The sequence below is a fragment of the Massilia sp. IC2-477 genome, from assembly GCF_020707265.1.
Classification (GTDB): domain Bacteria; phylum Pseudomonadota; class Gammaproteobacteria; order Burkholderiales; family Burkholderiaceae_D; genus Telluria.
The window spans coordinates 369,114-390,925 of the sequence record NZ_JAJFEQ010000001.1 but is presented as its reverse complement, the minus strand read 5'-3'; the positions used below and the strand labels follow the sequence as shown (position 1 = coordinate 390,925).

Annotated in this window: 24 protein-coding genes; 16 read left to right on the top strand and 8 right to left on the bottom strand. The window is 66.8% G+C overall.

The window, feature by feature from the left end:
• Positions 1–64: 64 nt before the first annotated feature.
• The gene (locus LK542_RS01765; RefSeq protein WP_227800279.1) at positions 65–919 is read left to right on the top strand and encodes a flagellin; all 855 of its coding nucleotides are present in this window, start codon (positions 65–67) and stop codon (positions 917–919) included.
• Between the two features lie 83 nt (positions 920–1,002).
• Entirely contained in the window at positions 1,003–1,857 is an 855-nt protein-coding gene (locus LK542_RS01760; protein ID WP_227810562.1) for a hypothetical protein, read from the top strand.
• A 3-nt stretch (positions 1,858–1,860) separates the two neighbouring features.
• Here LK542_RS01760 and LK542_RS01755 read toward each other — a convergent pair whose 3' ends face one another.
• Genes LK542_RS01755 through LK542_RS01720 form a run of 8 tightly spaced genes read right to left on the bottom strand, consistent with a single transcriptional unit; the run spans position 1,861 to position 9,386 of the window.
• Positions 1,861–2,970: a DegT/DnrJ/EryC1/StrS aminotransferase family protein gene (locus LK542_RS01755; RefSeq protein ID WP_227810561.1), complete on the bottom strand. Its 1,110-nt coding sequence runs from the start codon at positions 2,968–2,970 to the stop codon at positions 1,861–1,863.
• A gap of 21 nt (positions 2,971–2,991) precedes the next feature.
• Positions 2,992–5,085 carry a flagellar biosynthesis protein FlhA gene (locus tag LK542_RS01750; protein WP_227810560.1) on the bottom strand — a complete coding sequence of 698 codons (2,094 nt, stop codon included), beginning with the start codon at positions 5,083–5,085 and terminating at the stop codon, positions 2,992–2,994.
• Complete coding sequence (flhB, locus tag LK542_RS01745; protein ID WP_227810559.1) at positions 5,082–6,221, bottom strand: flagellar type III secretion system protein FlhB; 1,140 nt, start codon at positions 6,219–6,221, stop codon at positions 5,082–5,084. Before flhB ends, LK542_RS01750 begins: the two co-directional genes overlap by 4 nt.
• Positions 6,211–6,990, bottom strand: coding sequence for a flagellar biosynthetic protein FliR (gene fliR, locus LK542_RS01740; RefSeq protein WP_227800274.1), 780 nt, complete (start codon positions 6,988–6,990; stop codon positions 6,211–6,213). The genes flhB and fliR overlap by 11 nt, the downstream gene beginning before the upstream one ends.
• 17 nt (positions 6,991–7,007) lie before the next feature.
• The gene (gene fliQ, locus LK542_RS01735) at positions 7,008–7,277 is read right to left on the bottom strand and encodes a flagellar biosynthesis protein FliQ (RefSeq protein ID WP_227800273.1); all 270 of its coding nucleotides are present in this window, start codon (positions 7,275–7,277) and stop codon (positions 7,008–7,010) included.
• Positions 7,278–7,310: 33 nt separating this feature from the next.
• Entirely contained in the window at positions 7,311–8,108 is a 798-nt protein-coding gene (fliP, locus tag LK542_RS01730; protein WP_227810558.1) for a flagellar type III secretion system pore protein FliP, read from the bottom strand.
• Positions 8,105–8,467 (bottom strand): FliM/FliN family flagellar motor switch protein, encoded by a 363-nt coding sequence (locus LK542_RS01725; protein WP_374040107.1) that lies wholly within the window; start codon positions 8,465–8,467, stop codon positions 8,105–8,107. The genes fliP and LK542_RS01725 overlap by 4 nt, the downstream gene beginning before the upstream one ends.
• 7 nt (positions 8,468–8,474) lie before the next feature.
• Entirely contained in the window at positions 8,475–9,386 is a 912-nt protein-coding gene (locus LK542_RS01720) for a FliM/FliN family flagellar motor switch protein (RefSeq protein ID WP_227800270.1), read from the bottom strand.
• 350 nt (positions 9,387–9,736) lie between these two features.
• Here LK542_RS01720 and LK542_RS01715 point away from each other — a divergent pair, with 350 nt between their 5' ends.
• From LK542_RS01715 to LK542_RS01650, 14 genes are read left to right on the top strand one after another with little or no spacing between them, the layout of a single operon-like run.
• On the top strand, positions 9,737–10,084 hold the full coding sequence (locus LK542_RS01715) for a flagellar hook-basal body complex protein FliE (protein WP_227800269.1): 348 nt from the start codon (positions 9,737–9,739) through the stop codon (positions 10,082–10,084).
• Between the two features lie 37 nt (positions 10,085–10,121).
• Positions 10,122–11,861 carry a flagellar basal-body MS-ring/collar protein FliF gene (fliF, locus tag LK542_RS01710; RefSeq protein ID WP_374040106.1) on the top strand — a complete coding sequence of 580 codons (1,740 nt, stop codon included), beginning with the start codon at positions 10,122–10,124 and terminating at the stop codon, positions 11,859–11,861.
• Positions 11,845–12,867: a FliG C-terminal domain-containing protein gene (locus tag LK542_RS01705; RefSeq protein WP_227800268.1), complete on the top strand. Its 1,023-nt coding sequence runs from the start codon at positions 11,845–11,847 to the stop codon at positions 12,865–12,867. Before fliF ends, LK542_RS01705 begins: the two co-directional genes overlap by 17 nt.
• On the top strand, positions 12,864–13,547 hold the full coding sequence (fliH, locus tag LK542_RS01700; protein WP_227800267.1) for a flagellar assembly protein FliH: 684 nt from the start codon (positions 12,864–12,866) through the stop codon (positions 13,545–13,547). Before LK542_RS01705 ends, fliH begins: the two co-directional genes overlap by 4 nt.
• Positions 13,544–14,860 (top strand): flagellar protein export ATPase FliI, encoded by a 1,317-nt coding sequence (gene fliI / locus LK542_RS01695; protein WP_227810556.1) that lies wholly within the window; start codon positions 13,544–13,546, stop codon positions 14,858–14,860. Before fliH ends, fliI begins: the two co-directional genes overlap by 4 nt.
• Positions 14,857–15,306 (top strand): flagellar FliJ family protein, encoded by a 450-nt coding sequence (locus LK542_RS01690; RefSeq protein WP_307728868.1) that lies wholly within the window; start codon positions 14,857–14,859, stop codon positions 15,304–15,306. The genes fliI and LK542_RS01690 overlap by 4 nt, the downstream gene beginning before the upstream one ends.
• A gap of 19 nt (positions 15,307–15,325) precedes the next feature.
• The gene (fliD, locus tag LK542_RS01685; RefSeq protein ID WP_227800265.1) at positions 15,326–16,720 is read left to right on the top strand and encodes a flagellar filament capping protein FliD; all 1,395 of its coding nucleotides are present in this window, start codon (positions 15,326–15,328) and stop codon (positions 16,718–16,720) included.
• A 26-nt stretch (positions 16,721–16,746) separates the two neighbouring features.
• Complete coding sequence (gene fliS / locus LK542_RS01680; protein WP_227800264.1) at positions 16,747–17,136, top strand: flagellar export chaperone FliS; 390 nt, start codon at positions 16,747–16,749, stop codon at positions 17,134–17,136.
• Positions 17,129–17,446: a hypothetical protein gene (locus LK542_RS01675; RefSeq protein WP_227800263.1), complete on the top strand. Its 318-nt coding sequence runs from the start codon at positions 17,129–17,131 to the stop codon at positions 17,444–17,446. Before fliS ends, LK542_RS01675 begins: the two co-directional genes overlap by 8 nt.
• A gap of 8 nt (positions 17,447–17,454) precedes the next feature.
• Complete coding sequence (locus tag LK542_RS01670; protein ID WP_227810555.1) at positions 17,455–18,651, top strand: flagellar hook-length control protein FliK; 1,197 nt, start codon at positions 17,455–17,457, stop codon at positions 18,649–18,651.
• A gap of 20 nt (positions 18,652–18,671) precedes the next feature.
• Positions 18,672–19,139, top strand: coding sequence for a flagellar basal body-associated protein FliL (gene fliL / locus LK542_RS01665; protein ID WP_227800261.1), 468 nt, complete (start codon positions 18,672–18,674; stop codon positions 19,137–19,139).
• Positions 19,140–19,160: 21 nt separating this feature from the next.
• Positions 19,161–19,901, top strand: coding sequence for a FliA/WhiG family RNA polymerase sigma factor (locus LK542_RS01660; protein WP_373889525.1), 741 nt, complete (start codon positions 19,161–19,163; stop codon positions 19,899–19,901).
• Positions 19,902–19,945: 44 nt separating this feature from the next.
• The gene (gene motA, locus LK542_RS01655; protein ID WP_227800260.1) at positions 19,946–20,857 is read left to right on the top strand and encodes a flagellar motor stator protein MotA; all 912 of its coding nucleotides are present in this window, start codon (positions 19,946–19,948) and stop codon (positions 20,855–20,857) included.
• 2 nt (positions 20,858–20,859) lie between these two features.
• Positions 20,860–21,795 (top strand): flagellar motor protein MotB, encoded by a 936-nt coding sequence (locus LK542_RS01650; RefSeq protein WP_227800259.1) that lies wholly within the window; start codon positions 20,860–20,862, stop codon positions 21,793–21,795.
• Positions 21,796–21,812 lie beyond the last annotated feature (17 nt).

Here is a 21,812-nt window from a genome sequence, read left to right as displayed (position 1 = left end):
ACGGTCGCCTTGTCCAGTTGAGAGCGAGTGACGCACTCGAAACCGAACCCACAAGGAGTTTTACATGCTGAGCCTTCACACCAACAACGCCGCCCTGTCCGCGCAGACCTCGATCAACCGTACCCAGAACTCGCTGTCGACCTCGATGACCCGCCTGTCGACCGGTTATCGCATCAACTCGGCAATGGACGACGCTGCCGGCCTGCAGATCGCTTCGCGCCTGAAAGCGCAAACCTCGGGTATGGCCGTCGCCATGCGCAACACCCAGAACTCGACCTCGATGCTGCAGACCGCCGAAGGCGCGCTGGACGAAGTCGGCAACATGCTGGTCCGTATGAAGGATCTGGCAACCCAGGCCGCTGACGCTTCGTCGACCGACGACGACAAGAAGGCCATGCAGTCGGAATTCGACGCACTGGGCCTGGAACTGAAGAACGTCCTGGAGAACACCACCTTCGGCGGCACCAAGCTGCTGGTCGGCGGCACCGTCGCTTCGTCGATGACCTTCCAGATCGGCGCTTCGTCGAGCGAAACCATGGCCGTGGACCTGGGCACCGACGTGAGCCAGATGGCCTCGGACGTCGGTACCGCCACCGCCAACTACTCGTCGGCGACCACCGGCACCGAACTGACCGGTTCGAACGCCAACGGCACCATCGGCAAGCTGGAAACCGCACTGAACTCGGTGAACAAGGTCCGTTCGGGCCTGGGCGCTGCCGCCAACCGCCTCGAGCACGTGTACAACAACCTGGCCAACATCAGCACCAACAGCAAGGCTGCTACCGGCCTGATCATGGACGTGGACTTCGCGACCGAAAGCGCGAACATGACCTCGAACCAGATGCTGCTGCAAGCCGGCACCGCGATGCTGAAGCAGTCGAACAGCATGTCCTCGATGGTCATGTCGCTGCTGCAGTAATGGCCGCCAACCCGGGCCTGCCCGGGTGATGTTTCAAAGGCCAGCCCTGCGGTTGGCCTTTTTTATTTTGATCGGGGTCCATCATGACCGTCACCCTGCCTGCCCTCCCTCCTGCCACCGTAGGCCCGCTGCTGCCCAGCCCGGTGCTGGCGGCGGCGCCTGTCGCCCTGCTTGCCCAGGGCGCCGGCGCGCCGGCCCTGCCGTTTTCAAACGCGGCGGCCGACGCCGCCCTGTCCCCGCCCGCGCAAGCGGCCGAAGCGGGCGCCGAGGGCGCGGCAATGCGCCCCGACCAGGCCTTGCTGGCGCGCCAGCTGGCCTATGCCCCGCAGGACGGCGCCACCCTGGCGCGCCACTGGCGCGCCCAGGTGCGCGGCGTCGGCAGCCAGCTGAGCGGCCTGGCGCTGGCAGCCAGCGGCGGGCAGCTCTCGCCCGCCCAGCTCGCCACTGCCCAGCAGGGCCAGGCGGTGCGCGCCGCCGAGCAGCAGCTGCCGCATCCGGATGCCTGGCGTTTTGCCGTCCATGCCGGCGCCGCGCGCGACGCGCACCTGGCGGTGCTGGCACGCGACGCCGACCAGCCGCCCGGCCGCCGCAAGCGCGGGCGTGCGGCGCTCCGGCTGGAACTCGAACTGGCCGACGGCAGCACCGTCGTGGCCCAGGTCGAGCCCCTGCCTCAGGGTGTGGCGATCGAATTGTGCGCCGCGACGGCGCAGGGAATGGAACAGCTGCGGCGCTGGCAGCCGGAACTCGAAGCGGCAATGGCGCGTGCCGGCGTCACGGTGCTGCGCTGGCAGCTGCGCGACCGGCTGCCGCTGGGCAGCAGCCACGCCACGGTGGCCAACGCGCAGGCCGCGGCCGAGTCGCTGACGCTGGACGTGTTCCGCGCGGTAACCGAGCTCGCCCTGCGCCTGCCGGCCGAGGGGGCGGCGCGCGAAACCTGAGACTCAGGCTTCGCGGATCAGGCGGGCGATGCGCTCGACATCTTCGAGCGCCAGGTTCGGGTAGATCGGCAGGCACAATACGCGTGCCGCCGCATTGGCGGCCACGGGCAGGTTGTCGCGCCGCGCTGACGGCAGTCCGCGGTACATCGGGAAATCGCTGATCAGCGGGAAGAAGTAGCGGCGTGCATGGACGCCGGCTTCCTTCAGGTGCGCGTACAGGGCGTCGCGGGTCAGGGGGAAATCGTCGCCGACCAGGATCGGAAAGTAGGAGTGGTTGATGGCCTCATCGTCGGCATGCCCCATGAGCCCGATCCCCGGCACACCGGCCAGCAGCTCGCGGTAGGTGCGGTCGATCAGGCCACGGCGCGCGATCGCCTCGTTCACGCCGCGCAGCTGCAGCATCCCGAAGGCCGCGTTGATCTCGCTCATCTTGCCGTTGATGCCGGGAGCCACGACCGTCACTTCGTCGACGAAACCGAAATTCTTCAGGTGATCGATGCGCTGCTTGGTCTTGGCGTCCGGGCAGATGATGGCCCCGCCCTCGAAGGTGTTGAATACTTTGGTCGCGTGGAAGCTCAGCACCGACAAGTCTCCGTGGCGCAGAACGCTGCCGCCGGCGTCGCGCACGCCGAAGGCATGGGCGGCGTCATAAATCACCTTCAGGTTGTAATTGTCGGCGATGCGCTGGATCGCCTCGACGTCGCAGGGGCGGCCATAGCAGTGCACCGGCATGATGGCTGTGGTCTGGGGCGTGATGGCCGCCTCGATCTTCGCAGGGTCGAGATTGAGCGTGTCGGGATCGACGTCCACGAACACCGGTTTGATGCCGTTCCACAGCAGCGAGTGCGCGGTTGCGACGAAGGAGTATGGCGTGGTGATCACCTCGCCGGTCACGCGCAGGGCCTGCAGGGCCGTTACCAGCGCCAGGGTTCCGTTGGAAAACAGGGCCAGGTGCTCCACGCCGAGGTGTTCGCACAGCGCCGCTTCCAGCTGTTTGTGGAAAGGCCCGCCGTTGGTCAGGATCTTGTTTTCCCAGATCTGCTCGAGGTAGGGATAGAAGTCCTCCAGCGCAGGAAGCTGGGGTTGGGTCACGTAGATCGGTTTGCGGTTCATGATGGCTTCCTTCGCTTGGACTTAGCCCACGGTGCCGACGATCGAGACGTCGCGGTTTTCCGGGATTTCGTTGTAGGACAGGACGTGCAGGCCGGGGGCGAACAGGCGCGCATAGCGCGCCAGCAGCGGACGCACCTGCGGCAGCACCAGCAGCAGCGGAGGGGTGTGCTGCTGCTTCATCTGTTCACGCGCCACCGGCATGTTGATCTGCAGCTGGGACAGCAGCTGCGGATCGATCGGATAGTTGTCCAGCGCGACCTTGCCGCCATTGTTCTGGCGCGCCTGGTTCAGGGAACCGAGCAGCATGTTTTCCAGTTCGGCCGACAGGTTAAACGCGGGCATGTCCTTCTTCTTGCCGAACATGCCGGACACGATCTGGCGCCGCAGCGCGCAGCGCACCTCGGCCGCCAGCAGGATCGGGTCCTTGGTGGTTTCCGAGCTGTCCAGCAGCGTGGTGGCCACCACCACGATGTCCTTCAGCGACACGCCTTCCTGCAGCAGCACGCGGAATACGCGCAGCAGCTGGGTGTGGCTCAGCGACTTTTCCAGCGCGCCCGCCAGCTTGGGCGACAGCGCCTGCAGGCGCTCGATGATCGCCGGCACGTCCTCATGGCGGAACAGCTCGTGCAGGTATTCGCGCACCACCTTCGAAGTGTGGGTCGCGATCGCGCTCGCCACCTCGACCACCTGGTAGCCCAGGCCCAGCGCGTCGGCCTTCTGTTCCGGCAGGATCCAGGTGATCGCCATGCCGTAGGCCGGCTCGATGCCCGGGATGCCATCCAGTTCGCCGTAGACGTTGGGCGACGGGATCGCCATCAGGTGGTCCGGCATCACTTCCGCTTCGGCCACCACGGTGCCCGACAGGCTGATCGCATACTGGGTCGGACGCAGCGCCAGGTCGTCGCGCACGCCGATGTTCGGCAGCAGCATGCCCATCTGCTCGGACAGGCTCTGGCGCACGCCCTTGATGCGCTTGGTGAGCGGCTCGCCCTGGGCGGCGTCGATCAGGTTCACCAGCTTGTAGCCGACGGCCACCGTGACCGGCTGCACCACGGGCAGCGCCTGCCAGTCGAGGTCGGGCGCACGCTCGTCGCGCAGGGCGGCTTCGATCGCCGCCACGCCCTCGTTGTCGGGAGCCTTGACGATCTTGGTCAGGCGCCAGCCGACGTAGCCCACCACCGCCGCGAAGATGAAGAAGGTAATGGTCGGCATGCCCGGCACCAGGCCGAGGATGATCATCACGCCGGCGGCCGAGAACAGCACTGCGGGCTGGGCCAGCAGCTGGCCGCCCACCTGCTTCTCGAGGTCGCCCGATTCGCCGATGCGGGTCACCAGGATCGCGGCCGCCGCCGACAGCAGCAGCGCCGGGATCTGGGCCACCAGGCCGTCACCGATGGTGAGCAGTGCGTAGACGCGGAAGGCCTCGCCCATCGGCAGGCCGTGCATCAGGGCGCCGATGGCGATACCGCCGACCAGGTTGATGATCAGGATCAGGATCGAGGCGATGGCGTCGCCGCGCACGAACTTCGAGGCGCCGTCCATGGCGCCGTAGAAGTCCGCTTCGGCCGCCACGTCGAGGCGGCGCTGGGTCGCCTTTTCCTGGTTGATCAGGCCTGCGTTCAGGTCGGCGTCGATCGCCATCTGCTTGCCGGGCAGCGCATCCAGCGTGAAGCGCGCCGAGACTTCCGAGATACGCTCCGCGCCCTTGGTCACCACGATGAAGTTGATGATCATGAGGATCACGAACACCACCAGGCCGACCACGAAGTTACCGCCGATGACGACGTTGGCGAAGGATTCGATCACATGGCCCGCGGCATCCGGTCCCTGGTGGCCGTTGAGCAGCACGACGCGGGTCGAGGCCACGTTCAGGGCCAGGCGCATCAGGGTGGTGCCCAGGATCACGGTCGGGAATACCGAGAAGTCGAGCGGGCGCTTGGCCGTCACCGACACCAGGATCACGATCAGCGCCAGCACGATATTGAACGTGAACAGCACGTCCAGCAGCACCGGCGGCAGCGGCAACATGATCATCGCCAGCAGCGCGATCAGGAACACCGGCGCGGCGAACTTCTGGCGCTTCAGCTCCGAAATGAAGGCGTTAATGGAATTCATGCAGTAACCTCGCTCAAATGAGATGGAACGACCACCTCGTTGGGGAACCGTGGGGGCGCCTGGCGCCGGCCTGCACGGAACGCGTTCAGTTGTAGGACGTAATTCAGTACCTGCGACACCGCCTGGTACAGCTGCGCAGGGATCTGCTGCTGGACCTGGCTGGTGTTGTAGATCGCGCGCGCCAGCGGCGGCAGCGACAGGGTTTCGATCTTGTGCTCGCGCGCGACGCGGCGGATGTACAGCGCCATCTCGTCCACACCCTTGGCCACCACGAAGGGCGCCTCGGCGCGGTTGGTGTCGTACTTCAGCGCCACCGCGTAGTGCTCGGGGTTGACGATCACCACGTCGGCGGTCGGCACGGTCTTGCGCACGCTGCGCTGGGCCAGCTGCTGCTGCAGCTGGCGGATGCGCTGCTTCACCTCGGGCCGGCCTTCGTTGCTCTTGTGTTCTTCCTTCATCTCCTGCTTGCTCATGCGCTGGTTTTTGGTGAACAGGAAGGCCTGCACCGGCACGTCGATCAGCGCGAACACCACGAACACCGCCACCAGCGCCATCAGGCCGTCCAGCATCAGCGCGGTGCCGCCGGCCAGCGCGTCGCCCAGCGGCAGGCGCTGCAGCTCGACATAGGCCTTGATGCTCGACTCGGTCACGTGCCACAGCACCAGGCCCAGCACGATCGCCTTGGCCGCCGAAGTGGCAAAGCCGATCCAGTGCTTTTGCGAGAACAGGTTGCCCAGGTTGGTGAGCGGGCTCAGGCGGCTGAACTTGGGCGCCATGTTCTTGCTCGAGGCGACCCAGCCACCCGGGAACAGGCCCGCGACGACGATCACCATGGGCACCACCAGCAGCGGCAGCACCATCTGCACCAGCAGCATCAGGGCGCTGGAAAACACCACCGACATCGCATTCTCGATCGCGCCCGCCTCGCCCAGCGGCACGTAGATGAGCCGGAACAGCGAGCGGAAGGATTCGAGGTAGCCCGGCAGCAGCATCGAAAAGAGCTTCAGGCTCACCAGGATGCCCACCGCCGTCGACAGGTCGCGCGAACGGACGACCTGGCCCTCGTCGCGCGCCTTCTTGAGCTTCTGCGCTGAGGGCTTTTCGGTCTTGTCGCCACCGGTGCCGCTATCGGACATGCGCGCTCCTCATCTGCTCCTGCAGCATCTCCAGGATCTGGTTGGTCATCGCGATGTAATGCTCGGGGATGAAGCGCACCACCTGCACCAGCATCAGGAGGCCAAAGATCGTCACCAGCGAAAAGCCCAGCGAAAACAGGTTCAGACTCGGCGCGACCCGGTTCAGGAAACCGAACCCGACCTGCACCACCATGGTCGAAAACACGATCGGCAGCGCCAGCAGCACCGCCGCCGAAAATATCCAGGCCACGTTCAGGGCCACCGCCTCCAGCAGCAGCGGCCCGTAGCCGGCGCCCACCGGCCAGGCCTTGAAGCTCTGGCCGATCACGCCCATCAACACCAGGTGGCCGTCGATCCCGAAGAACACCAGGATCGCCACCAGCGACATCAGGCCGGACACCACGTCCGAGGCCTGGCCATTGACCGGGTCGTTCATCTGCGCCATCGAAAAACCGATCTGGCTCGAGGCCAGGAAACCGAGCATGGTGACCACGGCCATCGCGAACTGCAGCGCGAGGCCGATCACGCCGCCGATCACAGCCTGCTCCATCATGGTCACCACGCCCGCCAGAGAAAACGGGTCGGGCATCACGGCCACTCTGGTCACCGGCAGCATCATGAAGCTCAGGGCTACCGACAGCAGCGCGCGCACCGGCATCGAGACCGCGCCCTCGCCCAGCACCGGGGCGGTCGAGAGCATCGCCATGATGCGGCAGAAGGGCCACCACAAGGCATTCATCAGGGGCAGCAGGAAGCCGACCAGCTCCATCGTCGCAGGCTACCCGGTCAGCTTGCGAGCGTCGCCGCGCGCTGGAACACCGAGACGCAGTAATCCATCAGCGTCGAGGTCATCCAGTGGCCGGCCAGGATCAGCGCCGCCAGCGTCACCAAGAGGCGCGGCAGGAAGCTGAGGGTCTGCTCGTTGATCTGGGTGGCGGCCTGGAACAGGGCCACGATCAGGCCCATGACCAGGCCCGGCACCACCAGCACCAGTACCAGCAGCATCACGACCTGCAGGGCTTCGACCACCAGGTCGACGGCGATATCAGGACTCATTCGCGGGACTCATTTCTGTTTAATCACTTGTCGCTAGAAGCCGTGGATACTGCCGACCAGCGTGTTCACGGTCAGGGTCCAGCCGTCCACCAGCACGAACAGCAGCAGCTTGAAGGGCAGCGAAATCACCAGCGGCGACAGCATCATCATGCCCATCGCCATCAGCACCGAGGACACCACCAGGTCGATGATCAGGAAGGGGATGAACAGCATCGCCCCGATCTGGAAGGCGGTCTTCAGCTCGGACAGCACGAAGGCGGCCAGCTTGACGGTAAAGCCGCGCTGCTCGGGCGCCAGGTTGGCCGGCTCGCCCGCCAGGTGCGCAACCTGGGCCAGCGAAGTCTTGCTGGTCTGGGCCAGCATGAAGCGCGATACCGGCACCTCGGCGATCTTCAAGGCCTGCTCCAGGCCGATCTTGTCGCGGTCATAGGGCAGGAAGGCGTCGCGCCACACGGCTTCGCCGACCGGACGCATCACCAGGATGGTCAGGATCAGGGCGATGCCGGTGATGATCCGGTTCGGCAGGCCCTGCTGCAGGCCGAGTGCCTGGCGCAGCAGCGACAGCACGATCACGAAACGGGTGAAGCTGGTCATCATCATGACCATGACGGGCAGCAGCCCGAGCAGGGTCATCAGGACCAGGATCTGCGACTTGACCGTCATGCCCTGGGTCGAGCCGGGGATCACGCCGGGCAGGATGCTCGGCTGTGCCTGCTGGGCCGCAGCCGGCAGTGCGAACAGGACGAGCAGGAGCAGCAACGCGCCGCCGAAGAGCGGCGCGGCACGGCGCAAGGGTGCAGCGACCCGTGCGCCGCGGAGAGCCAACATCATGACGTCAGGGCATCCAGGTTCAGGCCGTCGAGATCGATGACCTTCAGGCCATACTGCTCGCCGGCGACGACGACTTCGGCGCGGCCGATCGGCGTGCCGTTGACCTTGATGACCAGCGGTTCGCCGGCCAGGGCGTCCAGCGGCACCACCGAGGACGGGCCGATCGCCATCAGTTCCTGCAGCGAGATGCGGGCCGAGCCCACTTCCAGCGTCAGGGTCACCGGGATGCGGCGCATCATCTGCGGCAGCTGGCGCGCCGCGTTCTTGCCGGCGACGGCGGTGGCGGCATCGACGCCTTCGAGGTCGTCGATGATCACGTCGCCATTCAGTTGGCCATTCAGTTGATCGTTCAGGTTCATATCAGATTTACTCGGCATCTTCAAAAGAGGTTAGACAGAGTTTTCCTTTGTGCTCGCCCACGGCGGCCGTGAACAGGCGCGATTCGTCCAGCAGCACGTCGGCGCGGCCGACCGACACGGGGATCACATCCCCCACTTTCATCTCGAACAGCGCACCCAGGGTCACTTCCTTGCTGACCAGGCGTCCCTCGAGCTTGACGAACAGGCCCGAGGACAGGCTGTCGTTGCCGGCGCGCGCGGTGCGCACGCTGTTGCGTTCTTCCTTCAGGCCCTGCAGCACGTGGGCCATCAGTTCCTGGTCCAGGCCGATCCAGCACTGGCTCTGCTGCTCGCCTTCCGCGCCCAGCGCAGACAGGGTAATGCGGATCACCCAGCCGGCCTTGCCGGGGGCGCTGGCCGGGCCTGGGGCTTCCACCACCGCGGCGTCGGCGCCCGGCACTTCCACGCCGACCGCGGCCAGGCCTTCGGCCACGCGCGCATGCAGGCATTCGGCCAGTTGCACGGTCAGGGTCGCGGCCAGGCGCTCCTCGGTCGCGGTGACGCGCTCGAGTGCCGGATCGCGCGGTGCGCCGGGCCCCTTGTTCTTGCGGCCGTAGCGGCCTTCCAGCAGTCCCAGCAGCAGGCTGCGCTCGAAGGCCACGGCGGCGGTGCCGAGGGGCCCCGCCAGCGCCAGCCAGCGCAGGCTTTCGTCGTCGGGAGCGCGCTCGAAGGCCAGGTTCGCCAGGCGGTAGGCGCCCCAGTAGCGGCGCCCGCCGGGTCCGCTCATCGCCGTGCCCAGGGCATCGGCGAAGCGGCGCGCGAACTTCGGCAGCAGGTGCACCGGGCGCCCCAGCAGGCTCGGATCGAGCACCTGGTAGCTGCCCTGGTATTTCCCGGAACGGTCGGCCCCGTCCTTGCGCGAGCGGTCGAGTGGATTCATCGGCATTGGTTTATTGGTCACTGGGAAACGGCGAATGACTTTTTTTCATTCCTCAAGGAAACTATTATACATGGAGATTTGCGCCAAATACTTTGACATTCGCCTTTGATTTCCCACTTGCCCTACGGTAATATCTCTCCTATCGCATTGCGGCAACAGGCCATTTCCCCAGCACGTACCAGAGGAAAGCCCAGTAACAGGCTCAAGAATAAAACGGCCGTTCGTAGACATCGATTTAACAATTGCAGTGACGGACGAGGCTTTTTCCCGACAAATCACGCCGCACTCTGTCGCCTTGGCACAACAACGCAGCACTCCTGCAGTACAACTTTTTAGCACTGGAACGACGAATGGGAACCGAACTTGCCGGTCTGATCAAAGCTGACCTTGCAGCACTGACAAACGAAGCCAACCGCCTCGCGATTGCCCCGGCCGCCAACCTGACGGCCGGCAGCGCATTTAACAATCCGCAGGGCGCGTTTTCCTTTACCCAGACCATGAAGGACGCCATTGCCAGCGTCGACCAGGAAGACCGCGCCGCCGGCGAACGCATGGCGGCCGTGGATGCCGGCAAGAGCGACGACCTGGTGGGCGCCATGCTGGCCAGCCAGCAGGCCAGCCTGTCCTTCTCGATGCTGATGCAGGTACGTAACAAAGTGATGGGCGCCGTGGACGAGCTGATCAAGCTGCCGGTCTGACCTCTCCCATATTGCAGAGAAGCGAAGAGAATAATCCGTGATTTCCTCCCTTAAAGCCGCCATGGGCGGCAAGAAGCCGGCCCTGCCCGCCCTGCCGCCCGCGCTGCGCAACAACCTGTCCCTGCTGCTCGGACTGGCTGTGGCCATCACCGCCGCCGTCATGATGTTCCTGTGGCAGGACCAGTCGAACTACAAGCCGGTATTCGGCGCCCGCGAAAAGGTCGCCGCGAGCGACATGATGGGCGTGCTCGAAGCCGAGCAGATCCCCTACCGCGTCCATCCGGAAAGCGGCCAGGTGATGGTGCCGGCCGGCGAGCTGGGCAAGGTGCGCATGCTGCTGGCCGCCAAGGGCGTGACCGCCCAGCTGCCGGCCGGCCTCGAACTGATGGACAAGAGCGACCCGCTTGGCGTGTCTTCCTTCGTGCAGGACGTGCGCTTCCGCCGCGGCCTGGAAGGTGAACTGGCGCAAAGCATCCTGACCATGGACGCGATCGCGTCGGCACGCGTGCACCTGGCGATCGCCAAGACCAGCTCCTTCGTCGCCGGCGCCACCGACCAGTCCTCGGCTTCGGTGGTGGTCGCAGTGAAACCGGGCCGCTCGCTGTCGAACGAACAGATCGCCGCCATCGTGAACATGGTGTCGAGCAGCGTCGCCAACCTGAACCCTTCCCGGGTGTCGCTGGTCGACCAGGCCGGCAACTACCTGTCCTCGCGCGTCGACCTGTCCGACGGCTTCGATGGCCAGGTCCAGGGCGACGGCGCCTCCAAGCGCTATACCGACGAAGTGCGCACCAACGTCAACGAACTGCTGGCCCCGGTGCTGGGCGCGAACAACTTCAAGCTGTCCGTGACCGCCGAAGTCGACAACGACAAGGTCGAAGAGACCCAGGAAAAATACGGCGAAGCCCCGAAGGTCACCAGCGAAGCGATGCGCGAAGAGATGGAGCGCAGCCGCATGGCCCTGGGCGTGCCGGGCACCCTGTCGAACCGTCCGCCGCAGGTCGACCCGGCCGCAGCCCAGGCCGATGCGCAGAACCCGGATGCGGCCGCCAAGCCGGACGACGGCAGCGCGCGCAAGAACGCCACCACCCGCCAGTACGCCTATGACCGTGCGATCACCCAGATCAAGCGTTCGCGCGGCCGCCTGAAGAAGCTGTCGGTGGCGGTGGTGCTGAACAATGCCAGCGCCGCCAACCCGAAGGTCGGCTACACCCCGGCCGAACTGGCCAACATCGAAAAGATCCTGAAGGGCGGCCTGGGCATCGACGCCAGCCGCGGCGACGTCCTGACCGTCTCCAGCCTGACTTTCCCGGCAGCCGCTCCGGCCCAGGAATGGTGGCAGGAACGCGACAACGTGGTCGACATGACGAGCTACGGTATGTATGCTCTCGCGGCCCTGCTCGGCTACCTGCTGCTGGCCCGCCCGCTGCTGCGCGCGGTGACCACGCGGCTGGCGCCGCAGCCCCCCCTCGTCCCCGCTGCACCGGCACTGCCGGGCGCACCGGGTGGCGCCGCCGCTAGCGCCGACGGCAGCATCGCTGCCCTGCCGGCAGGCAGCCCGGCCGCGCTGGCCGCACCAGGCGCCGCCGGCGCCGCCGAGACCACCGAAGGCAAGATGCCGGTGGTGCCGCTGCTCGAAAACTACGACCTCCCGCCGGCCGGCTCGGCCGTCGACGTGATGGTCGACCACCTGAAAGTCCTCGCCGGCAAAGAGCCTGAGCGCGTTGCCGAAGTCGTCAAACAATGGGTACAGAAAAAACATGGCCGAACTGAATAACCTTGACGACGGCGAAGCCGTCCTGACCCCGGTCGAGCAGGCCGCCATCGTGCTGCTGTCGATCGGCGAGGAAGGCGCCGCCGCGGTGCTGCGCTGCCTCGAGCGCGAAGAACTGCTGGAACTGACCCAGGTCATGTCGCGCATGAGCGGCATCAAGGTCGACGCCGTGAAGTCCGCGGTCCAGAACTTCTTCGACGATTATCGCCAGCAGAGTGGCCTGCACGGCGCCTCGCGCAGCTACCTGAAGCGCTCGCTCGACCTGGCTTTGGGGAGCGACATCGCCAACAGCGTCCTGAACACCATCTACGGCGACGAGATCCGCCCGATGATGGCGCGCCTGCAGTACGCCTCGCCCAAGTGGCTGGCCGAGTTCATCTCGAGCGAGCACGTGCAGATGCAGGCCGTGTTCCTGGCCTTCCTGCCGCCGGCGCTGGCCTCGCAGATCCTGGAGTCGCTCCCGGCCGACGGCCGCGAGCTGGTGCTGCTGAACATGGCCCACCTCGACGAAATCGAGCGCGACGTGCTGCACGAACTGGAAGAACTGGTCAACCGCTGCCTGTCGGCCCTGGATACCCAGAGCGCCAGCGTGGAAGGCGTGCGCCAGGTCGCAGAGATCCTCAACCGCCTGCAGGACAACCGCGCCGGCATGGTGGAGCTGCTGCGCGCCCACGATCCGGAAGTCGTGACCCAGATCGAGATGTCGATGTACGACTTCTTCATCCTGTCGCGCCAGACCGAACAGGTCATCACCCGCCTGCTCGACGAAGTGCCGCTGGAGCAGTGGGCGATCGCGCTCAAGGGCGCCGAGCCGGCCCTGCGCGACGCGATCCTCAGTGCGATGCCGAAGCGCCAGGCGCAAAGCTTCGAAGACCTGATGCGCCGTTCCGGCCCGGTGCCGATGTCGCGTATCGAACAGACCCGCCGCGAGATCATGGCCACCGTCAAGGACCTGGCCGACTCCGGCGAAATCGACATCCAGCTGTTTGCCGAGGCGACTGCCGAATGAAGCAATTCCGGCCCTATCACTTCCCTCCCCTGTACCAGCTCACCAGCGCCCTGCCCAAGGGGGCGACTGCGGGCGATGGCGTCGGCTCGGCCGAGGAATGGCAGGCGGCGCTGTCCGACGGCTACCGCCAGGGCCAGCGCGAAGGCTACGAGGCGGGCCTGGACCAGGGCCGCGCCGACGGTTTCCCGGTCGGCCAGGCCGAGGGCCTGCAGCGCGGCATCGAGGAAGGCCGCACCCTGGCCGCGGAAGGGCTGGAACAGCTGGCCAAGCCGATCGACGCCATGTTGAAAAGCCTGAAAAAGCTCAAGACCGACATGCGGGCAGCCCAGCGCAAGGAAGTCGTGGAACTGGTCGGCAAGATCGCGCGCCAGGTGATCCGCGCCGAACTGGCCCTGCAGCCGGTCCAGCTGCTCGCCCTGGTGGAAGAAGCGCTCAGCGTGATGCCGCCGTCGCGCGACACCGTCGAAGTGTTCCTGAATCCGGAAGAACTGCGCCGCGTGCTCGAACTGGATCCGAAGCGCGCCAAGAAATGGACCCTGCTGCCCGACCCGGCGCTCGAACCAGGCGAATGCCGCGTGCGCTCGGGCGACAATGAAGTCGACGCCGGCTGCCAGGGCCGCCTGACGGCAGTCATGGACCAGGTGCGCGAACAGCTGCTGGACGAGGAGGATGGCGAATGACGGCCATCGCCGCCAAGCTGCGCGCGGTCGAACTCGGGGCGGTGCCGGTCGCTACCCCGACCGGTCGCCTGGTGGGCGCCCAGGGCTTGCTGCTGGAATCGGTGGGCTGCCCGCTGCACACCGGCCAGCGCTGCCGCATCGAGACCGTCGACGGCGGCTGGATGGACGCGCAGGTGGTCGGCTTCAAGGAAAAGATCAGCTACCTGATGCCTTTCAAGAAGGCTTCGGGCCTGGCCACCGGCGCCCGCGTGCTGCCGGTGCAGGAAAAATCGGAACTCATGATCGGCCCGTCCTGGATGGGCCGCATGGTCAACGGCATGGGCGAGGCGATCGATGGCCTCGGCAAACTCGGCGGCGACCAGCCGCTGTCGACCACGCCGCCCAAGGTCAACCCCTTGCGCAAGGCGCCGGTGGAAGAGCCGCTGGACGTCGGCGTGCGCGCCATCAATTCGATGCTCACCATCGGCAAGGGCCAGCGCGTCGGCCTGATGGCCGGTTCCGGCGTCGGCAAGTCGGTGCTGCTCGGCCTGATCACGCGCCAGACCGTGGCCGACGTGATCGTGGTCGGCCTGATCGGCGAGCGTAACCGCGAGGTGCGCGAATTCGTCGAGAAGTCGCTCGGCCCCGAGGGCCTGAAACGCGCGGTGCTGGTGGTGGCGCCGGCCGACGAATCGCCGCTGATGCGCGTCATGGCCACCGAACTGTGCCACTCGATCGCGGCCCACTTCCGCGACCGCGGCCAGAATGTGCTGCTGCTGTGCGATTCGCTGACCCGCTATGCGATGGCGCTGCGCGAAGTGGCGCTGTCGCTGGGCGAGCCGCCGGCCACCCGCGGCTACCCGCCGTCGGTGTTCTCGAACCTGCCGCAGCTGGTGGAATCGGCCGGCAACGGCGAGAACGCAAAGGGGAGCATGAGCGCGATCTACACCGTGCTGGCCGAAGGCGACGACCAGCAGGATCCGGTGGTCGATTCGGCGCGCGCGATCCTGGACGGCCACATCGTGCTCACGCGTGAACTGGCCGAACGCGGCCACTATCCGGCGATCGACGTCGCCCAGTCGATCTCGCGCTGCATGGCGCAGGTGGTGCCGCAGGAGCATGCCCTGGCCGCGCGCAAGCTGAAGGCGGCGCTGGCGAAACACGCCCGCGTGCGTGACCTGATCCCGCTCGGCGCCTACGTGCCTGGGGCGGATCCGGAAACCGACAAGGCGGTGCGCCTGCATCCGCACATCGAAGCCTTCCTGTGCCAGGGCACGCGTGAAGAAGCGCCGATGGCCGGCTGCGTCGAACAACTGAAGGCGATGATGGCATGAGCGGCATGAAACGCGAAAGCACCATCGCCAGCCTCGGCACCCTGGTCGAACTGCGCACGCTCGACGTCGACCGCCTGCAGGCCGACCTGGCCAGCCAGGAAGCGACCCGCACGCGCTACCAGAACAACCTGGCGCGCCTGGATGCGCTGGCCAGCGGCAGCGGCGCCACCGGCAGTCTGCCGCCGGCGCTGGCGCTCAATTGCGGCGCCTACAAGCAGAACGTGATGGCGATGGCGGACCTGCATCGTACCGACCTCGCCCTGCACGAAGCCAATATGGCGGTGGCCCAGCGCAAGCTGACCGACGCCTGGACCAAACGCGAGCTCCTTGGCAAGGTGCTCGAGCAGCAGCAGGTCGCGCATGCGCGCGACCAGGAACGCGCGCAGCGCAAGCGCGAAGACGACATCGCCACGCAGTCGTGGATGGCAGGCCGCCCGGCGGCATAACAAGAGCAAGGAGAAGCACATGGCAACGGCAATCACCGCACCTACCTACGATCCGGTCAACACCGCGAATATGCTGGCGGACAAGTACGTCCTGGCGCGCCAGCAGATCCTCGACGCCCAGCTCAAGGAGGCGAATGCGACGGAGAAGGGCTTGACCGAACTGAATTCGGCGATGACGGCCTTCCAGACCAGCCTGGCGAGCCTGACCGGCTTCAACAAGAGCATGTATGCCCAGGCCGCCACCTACGGCGACACCAGCTTCGGCAGCGCCACCGCCAGCGCCACCGCGGCGGCCGGCAGCTATTCCTTCTTCGTCAAGCAGCTGGCCACGGCCAGCCAGGTGTCCTACACCGGCCTGACCGAGACCAACAGCAACGGCACCCTGGGCATCAAGATGGGCGGCGCCCTCGCCTTCAACGTCAACCTGAACGCGGCCGACACCGACGCCAACGGCAAGCTGTCGCCGCGCGAACTGGCGGCGGCGATCAACAGCGCCACCGGCAACACCTCGCTGGTCACCGCGTCGATCGTCACCACCGGCACTACCAGCGAACTGGTGCTGACCGCGAAGAACACCGGCGCCAACACCGCCATCACCATCGACACCTCGGCGGTGGGCGGCCCGGCCAGCATCAAGCAGGCCAACAACGATCCGGCCCGCGTGCACACCCTGGTGGCTGCCAAGGACGCGGAGATCCGCATCGGTTCCGAGAACGGCACCCCGATCATCCAGGCCACCAACACCTTCACCAACATCGACGGCGTGAAGATGACCTTCACCAAGGCGCACGCTACGGGCGCCGCGCCGCTGACGGTCACGGTCGGCCCCGATGCGAGTGCCACCACCGCCAACGTGCAGGCTTTCGTGGACGCCTACAACAAGCTCAAGGGCATCCTGAACAAGCTGACCGACGCCGGCGACCCGTCCAAGGGCGCCGCCGGCGGCGTGTTCGCCCACGACGGCGGCATCCGCGCACTGAACGACCGCCTGGTCTCGCTGCTGCGCCCGACCACCAGCGGCGATACCTTGGCCTCCTTCGGCATCATCGCCACCAAGGACGGCAGCCTGGAACTGCGCAGCGACCGCCTGCAGAAGCAGCTGGCGCTCAAGCCGACCGGTCTCGACACCATCATCGGCAGCGCCACCTCCTCGCCCGCGACCGGCATCGCCGGCGCGCTCGACAAGTTCGTCAAGGGCTGGAGCAACAGCGCCGACGGCCAGATCAAGAAGCGCAAGGAAGCCACCGCCAAGGAACAGGACCGGGTCGCCGACCGCCAGGCCTTCCTCGACAAGCAGCACGAAGCGGCCTACAACCGCTACCTGAAACAGTTCACGGCCCTGGCCAGCCTGCAGGGCGCCATGACCAACAACCTGTCGATGTTCGATGCCCTGTTCGGCAACAACAAAGACTGAACCGCACCCCACGAACGGAACCCATCATGTCCTACCAGGAAGCCTACGGCAGCTACCACGCCGTCAACCTCGATGCGCAGACCTCGCGCGCCTCGCCGGTGGAGCTGGTTTTGCTGCTCACCGACGGCCTGCTCGACGAGCTGGCGCGCGCACGCGCCCACATCGCCGCCAAGCGCTACGAAGCCAAGGCGGCCAGCATCGACAAGTGTGTCGAGATCATCAACGGCCTGTCTAGCTCCCTCGACTTCGAGCAGGGCGGCGAGACCGTCGCCAACCTGGCACGCATCTATGACTTCTGCGCCAACCACCTGCAAGGCGCCGGCATCAAGCTCGACCCGACCATGGTGGATGAAGTGATCCGCGTCCTGAGCACCATCCGCCAGGGCTGGAAAGGCGTCCAGGAACGGAATGGATAGGACCCGCGCCATCGATCGCCTGGCCAAGGTGCTGACCGACGCCGGCGCCGCCGCCGACTGGGCCCTGCTGGGCGCGGCCGTGCGCGAGCTCGGCCCGCAGCTGCAGGCGCTCGGCGCCCGCGGCCCGTGGAGCATGCAGGAGCGCGGCGCCCTGGCGCGCCTGCGCGCCGCCCACGAGGGCGCGGCCGATGCGGTGGCGACGGCAAGCGGCCAGCTGCAGGCGAAAATGGACGAGATGACCGCCAACAAGGAAGGCTGGATGGCCTATGCCCTCGCGGACGAACACGACACTGGTAGTACCCAACCATGAACATCACGATGAATAGCCCAACCCTGCCGGCCCAAGGCGACGCCGCCACCGTCAATGGCGCGGCCCCCGCCGACGCCGTCCTGCTCGACCCGGCCCTTGCCGCGGCCCAGCCGGGCCAGGCGACGCCCCTGGCCTTCCTGCAGTTCATGCAGATGGATGCCGTGGACCCGGGCGCGCCGCTGGCGCAGCCGGAACTGGCGGGCGAGGTGCTGGCCGCTGCGCCAGCCGTCGTCGAGCCGGCCGACGCCGAGGCGCAGGAAGACGGTGCCGAGGCCGCGGCCGCGGCCGAGCCTTTGACGGCCGCCATGAGCATGCCGATGACCCCGGCCATGATGCTGGCGCTGCCGACCGCTGCGCCGGCCGCCATGCCTGCCGCCATGCACTTCGGCGCCGGGCAGCGCCAGGAACGCGCGCTCGACGCGGTCGCAGCAAAGGCCACCGGCGGCGCTGCCGCCGGCGCCGTTGAGCTGCCGGCCGCCGCCGCCCTGCCCCAGGCCACCCAGCAGGTAAGCGAAGCGGCTGCGCTGGGCGCGCGCGCCGGTGCAGCCGTGGCCCAGCCGAGCGCCGCACCGCAACCGGCGCCGGCCGCTGCTGCTCCCGCCGTCGTCGCCGCCGCGGCGCCGGCACGCGAGTCGGGCGACGGCCAGGCCGCCGGCAACGGTGGTGGCAACAACGGCGGTGGTGCGAGCCATGCCGGCTTCGGCGTCACGGCCCCCGCCGCCCCGAACGCCGCGCCGCGCGAGGCATCCACCTTGGCCCTGTCCGGCCCGCCGACCGCATGGCGCCAGAGCCTGCAGGATGCGCTGGGCGAGCGCCTGAACCTCCAGCTCGGCAAGAATGCGGAACAAGCCGTGATCCGCCTCGAGCCGCCGATGCTGGGCCGGGTCGAGATCTCGATCCGCCACGCCGCCGGCAGCCTGGAAGTGAACATCACCGCGACCCACAGCGAAGTGCTGCGCCAGCTGAACACCGTCAGCGACAACCTGCGCAGCGATCTGGCGCAGCGCCAGTACCTTGATGTGTCGGTCAACGTCAGCCAGGCCGCCCCGCGCGCCCAGGCGGCGCAGGCAGGCAGCAGCTTCGGCGCCGATGCCCAGGGCCGCGGGCGCCAGCAGGGCCAGGACCAGGACGAGCGCGCTCCGGGCGCGGCCCTGGCCGAAGCCAACCAATCCACCACCGCGTTCTCCCTGAACGGGCGCGCGTGAGTCTGAACTGAGGCAAGAACATGAACAGCAAAGCCAAACTGATGGTCGCCTTCCTGGGCGTCGCCCTGCTCGCCGCCGGCGCCGCCGGCGGTGCGATGTGGTACCTGGCGCCGGCCCATGCCGCCAAGGGCGCCTCCGCCGAGGCGCCGAAACCGGCGGCGGAAAAGAAGCCGACCAAGTACGTCACCCTCGACAAGGTGATCGTGATGCTGCGCCGCGCCCCGAACGAGACGGCGGCCCACTACCTGTCGGTGGACCTGGTGCTGGCCACCACGCCCGAGCAGGAAAAGGAAGCCAAGGAGCACCTGCCGCTGCTGCGCTCGATCGCCGTCTCCTCGCTGTCCTCGCACACCCTGGGCGAGGCCAACGCCATGACCGTGGACCAGTACGCCGAGCAGCTGAACAAGACCTTCAATGCCAGTTATGAAAAGGAAAACCACGAAAAGCCGTTTTCCGAAGTCATGATCGGCAAGCTGATCATCGAATAAAGCGTGAGCAGCGGGGACACCGTGGCCTATCAAGCCGAGTATGCCGACACCCAAGGCGCCGCCCTGTACGGCGAAGCGCCGGCCAACGCCGGGATGACGCCGGGCGAGGAGCAGCGCCACCTGGTCGCGTACGCGCCGCTGGTCAAGCGCATCGTGCGCCAGCTGAACTCGCAGGTGTCGGGCGCGGTGTCGCGCGAGGACATGGAGCAGATCGGCCTGATGGGCCTGCTCGAAGCCCTGCGCCGCTACGGCGTCCCGGACCAGGGATTCGGCAGCTACGCCTCGCTGCGCGTGCGCGGCGCGATCCTGGACGAACTGCGGCGCCAGGACTGGCGTCCGCGCGCGGTGCGCCAGGACAGCCACCGGGTGCGCGACGCGCTGCGCGAGCTCACCCGCAAGCTGGGCCGCGAGCCGCTTGAAAAGGAAGCCGCCGCCGCCCTCGGCGTCACGCCGGAAGAATTCCGCCAGCACGTGCTGGACGACTGCGCCGAAGAAATGCTCAGCTTCGACGAAGTCCTGCAGGAAGCCACCGAGCATGCCCACAGCGCGCCCAGCCCGGAAGAAGCCTACCTGGTGCGCCGCAGCCTGGAGCAGGTGCTGGGCAGCCTGAACGAAAAAGAACAGCGTGTGATCCAGATGATCTACGAGTTCGAACTGAGCTACAAGGAAATCGCCGCCGTGCTCGACCTGTCGGACGCGCGCGTCTGCCAGCTCAACAAGAGCGCGCTGGCCAAGATGAAGGCGGCGCTGCAGCGCGGCTGACCAGGACAAACAAACAAGCAAGCCAACAAGAAAGGCAGTACGTCATGCAGCAATTACTCGGTATCGCGATCGTGCTCGGGTGCGTGTTCGGGGGCTTCACCCTGATGGGCGGCACCTTCTCCGCGATCTTCCACCCGATCGAGCTCCTGATCATCGGCGGCGCCGCCCTCGGCGCCCTCGTGCTCGGCAACCCGAAGCACGTGCTGGCCGAACTGGGCCACCAGCTCAAGAAGGTGGCGGCGCGCAAGAAGCACGATTCGGAATTCCAGCGCCAGCTGCTGCTCTTGATGTACGAACTGCTGCAGACCGCGGCCGGCGGCCTGAAGGCCCTGGACGCCCACGTCGAAGCACCTAGTGAAAGCCCGCTGTTCCAGCGCTACCCGCGCATCCTGGAAGAGCCGAAGCTGCTGGCTTTCATCGTCGATAACTTCCGCCTGATGGCCATGGGCAAGATCAACGCCCACGAGCTGGAAGGCGTGCTGGAGCAGGAACTGGAAGCCATCCACGAAGAACTGACGCAACCCGCCAAGTCGCTGCAGAAGATCGCCGAAGCGATGCCGGGCTTCGGCATCCTGGCCGCGGTGCTGGGCATCGTGATGGCGATGTTCTCGGTCTCGGGCGGCGCCGACTCCGGCGAGATCGCCGAAAAGATCGGCGCGGCGATGGTCGGTACCTTCATCGGCATCTTCTTCTGCTACGGCCTGCTGGAACCGCTGGCCAACATGATGAAGCAGCTGGTGAACTCGGAAGCCTCGACCATGGAAACCGTGAAGGTGGTGCTGTGCACCCACGTGGCGGGCAAGCCTGCCCTGCTGGCGATCGACGCCGGACGCCGCCTGATCCAGCTGAACACCAAGCCTTCCTTCGCCCAGCTCGAGCAATGGATCAACGCCATGGGCGGCGAAGACGAATCGCAGAACAAGCGGCGCCGCAACACTGACCGCATGGCAGGCTGATCGTGTCGAACGGAAAAGACAAACACGAAGCCACCATCGTCAAGCGCGGTGGCGGCAAGCACGCGCACGACGAGCACGGCGGCGCCTGGAAGGTCGCCTTCGCCGACTTCTGCCTGGCCTTGATGGCACTCTTTCTAGTGTTGTGGCTGATTGCTTCGCGAGAACAACAGAATCTCAAGAAAATCGTGCGCGACGTCACCGAGAGCGGTATGCTCGAAGGTGGCCACAAGCCGGATATCGCGTCGGAACCGAGCGGCAGCCTGATCGAACGCTTCCAGCTGCCGGTCGCCGGCAGCGGCGGCAGCAGCGGTCCGGGCGCGCCGAGCCAGCCGCGCGTGGCCTATGAATCCCCCAGCGAACTGGCGGCACTGTCGAAGGCGCTGGGCGAGATGAGCCGCGAGGCCGGCCTGGCCGCCAACCTCGACACCGTGGTGACGCCCTACGGCCTGCGCGTGATGCTGCACGATACCGACCGCCAGGGCATGTTCATGCGCGGCAGCGCCCTGCCCACCGGCCGCTTCGTCAAGCTGTTGCGCAAGATGGGCCCGCTGTTCGCGCAGATGGAAAACCAGATGCTGATCGTCGGCCATACGGATTCGTCGCGCTTCGCCGGCTCCGACAAGGGCGGCTATTCGAACTGGGCGCTGTCGACCGACCGCGCACTGTCCGCCCGGGCCGAACTGCTGGGCGGCGGCATGCGCACCCAGACCGTGCTGCAGGTGGTCGGCATGGCCGATCGTGCGCCGATCGACGCGGACGAACCGCTGGCCGGCATGAACCGCCGCATCGAACTGTTGATCCTGACCAGCGGGCAATCGCGCCTGGTGGCCAGCATGTTCGGCAAGCCGGGCGCCACCATCCCCTTGGGGAAGGAAGCGTCGATCGGAATGCCGGATGCGGCGGCGCTGGAAAAGCTGCGCAGCCAGTTGCCGAAGTAAGCCGAGGCATGCAATGA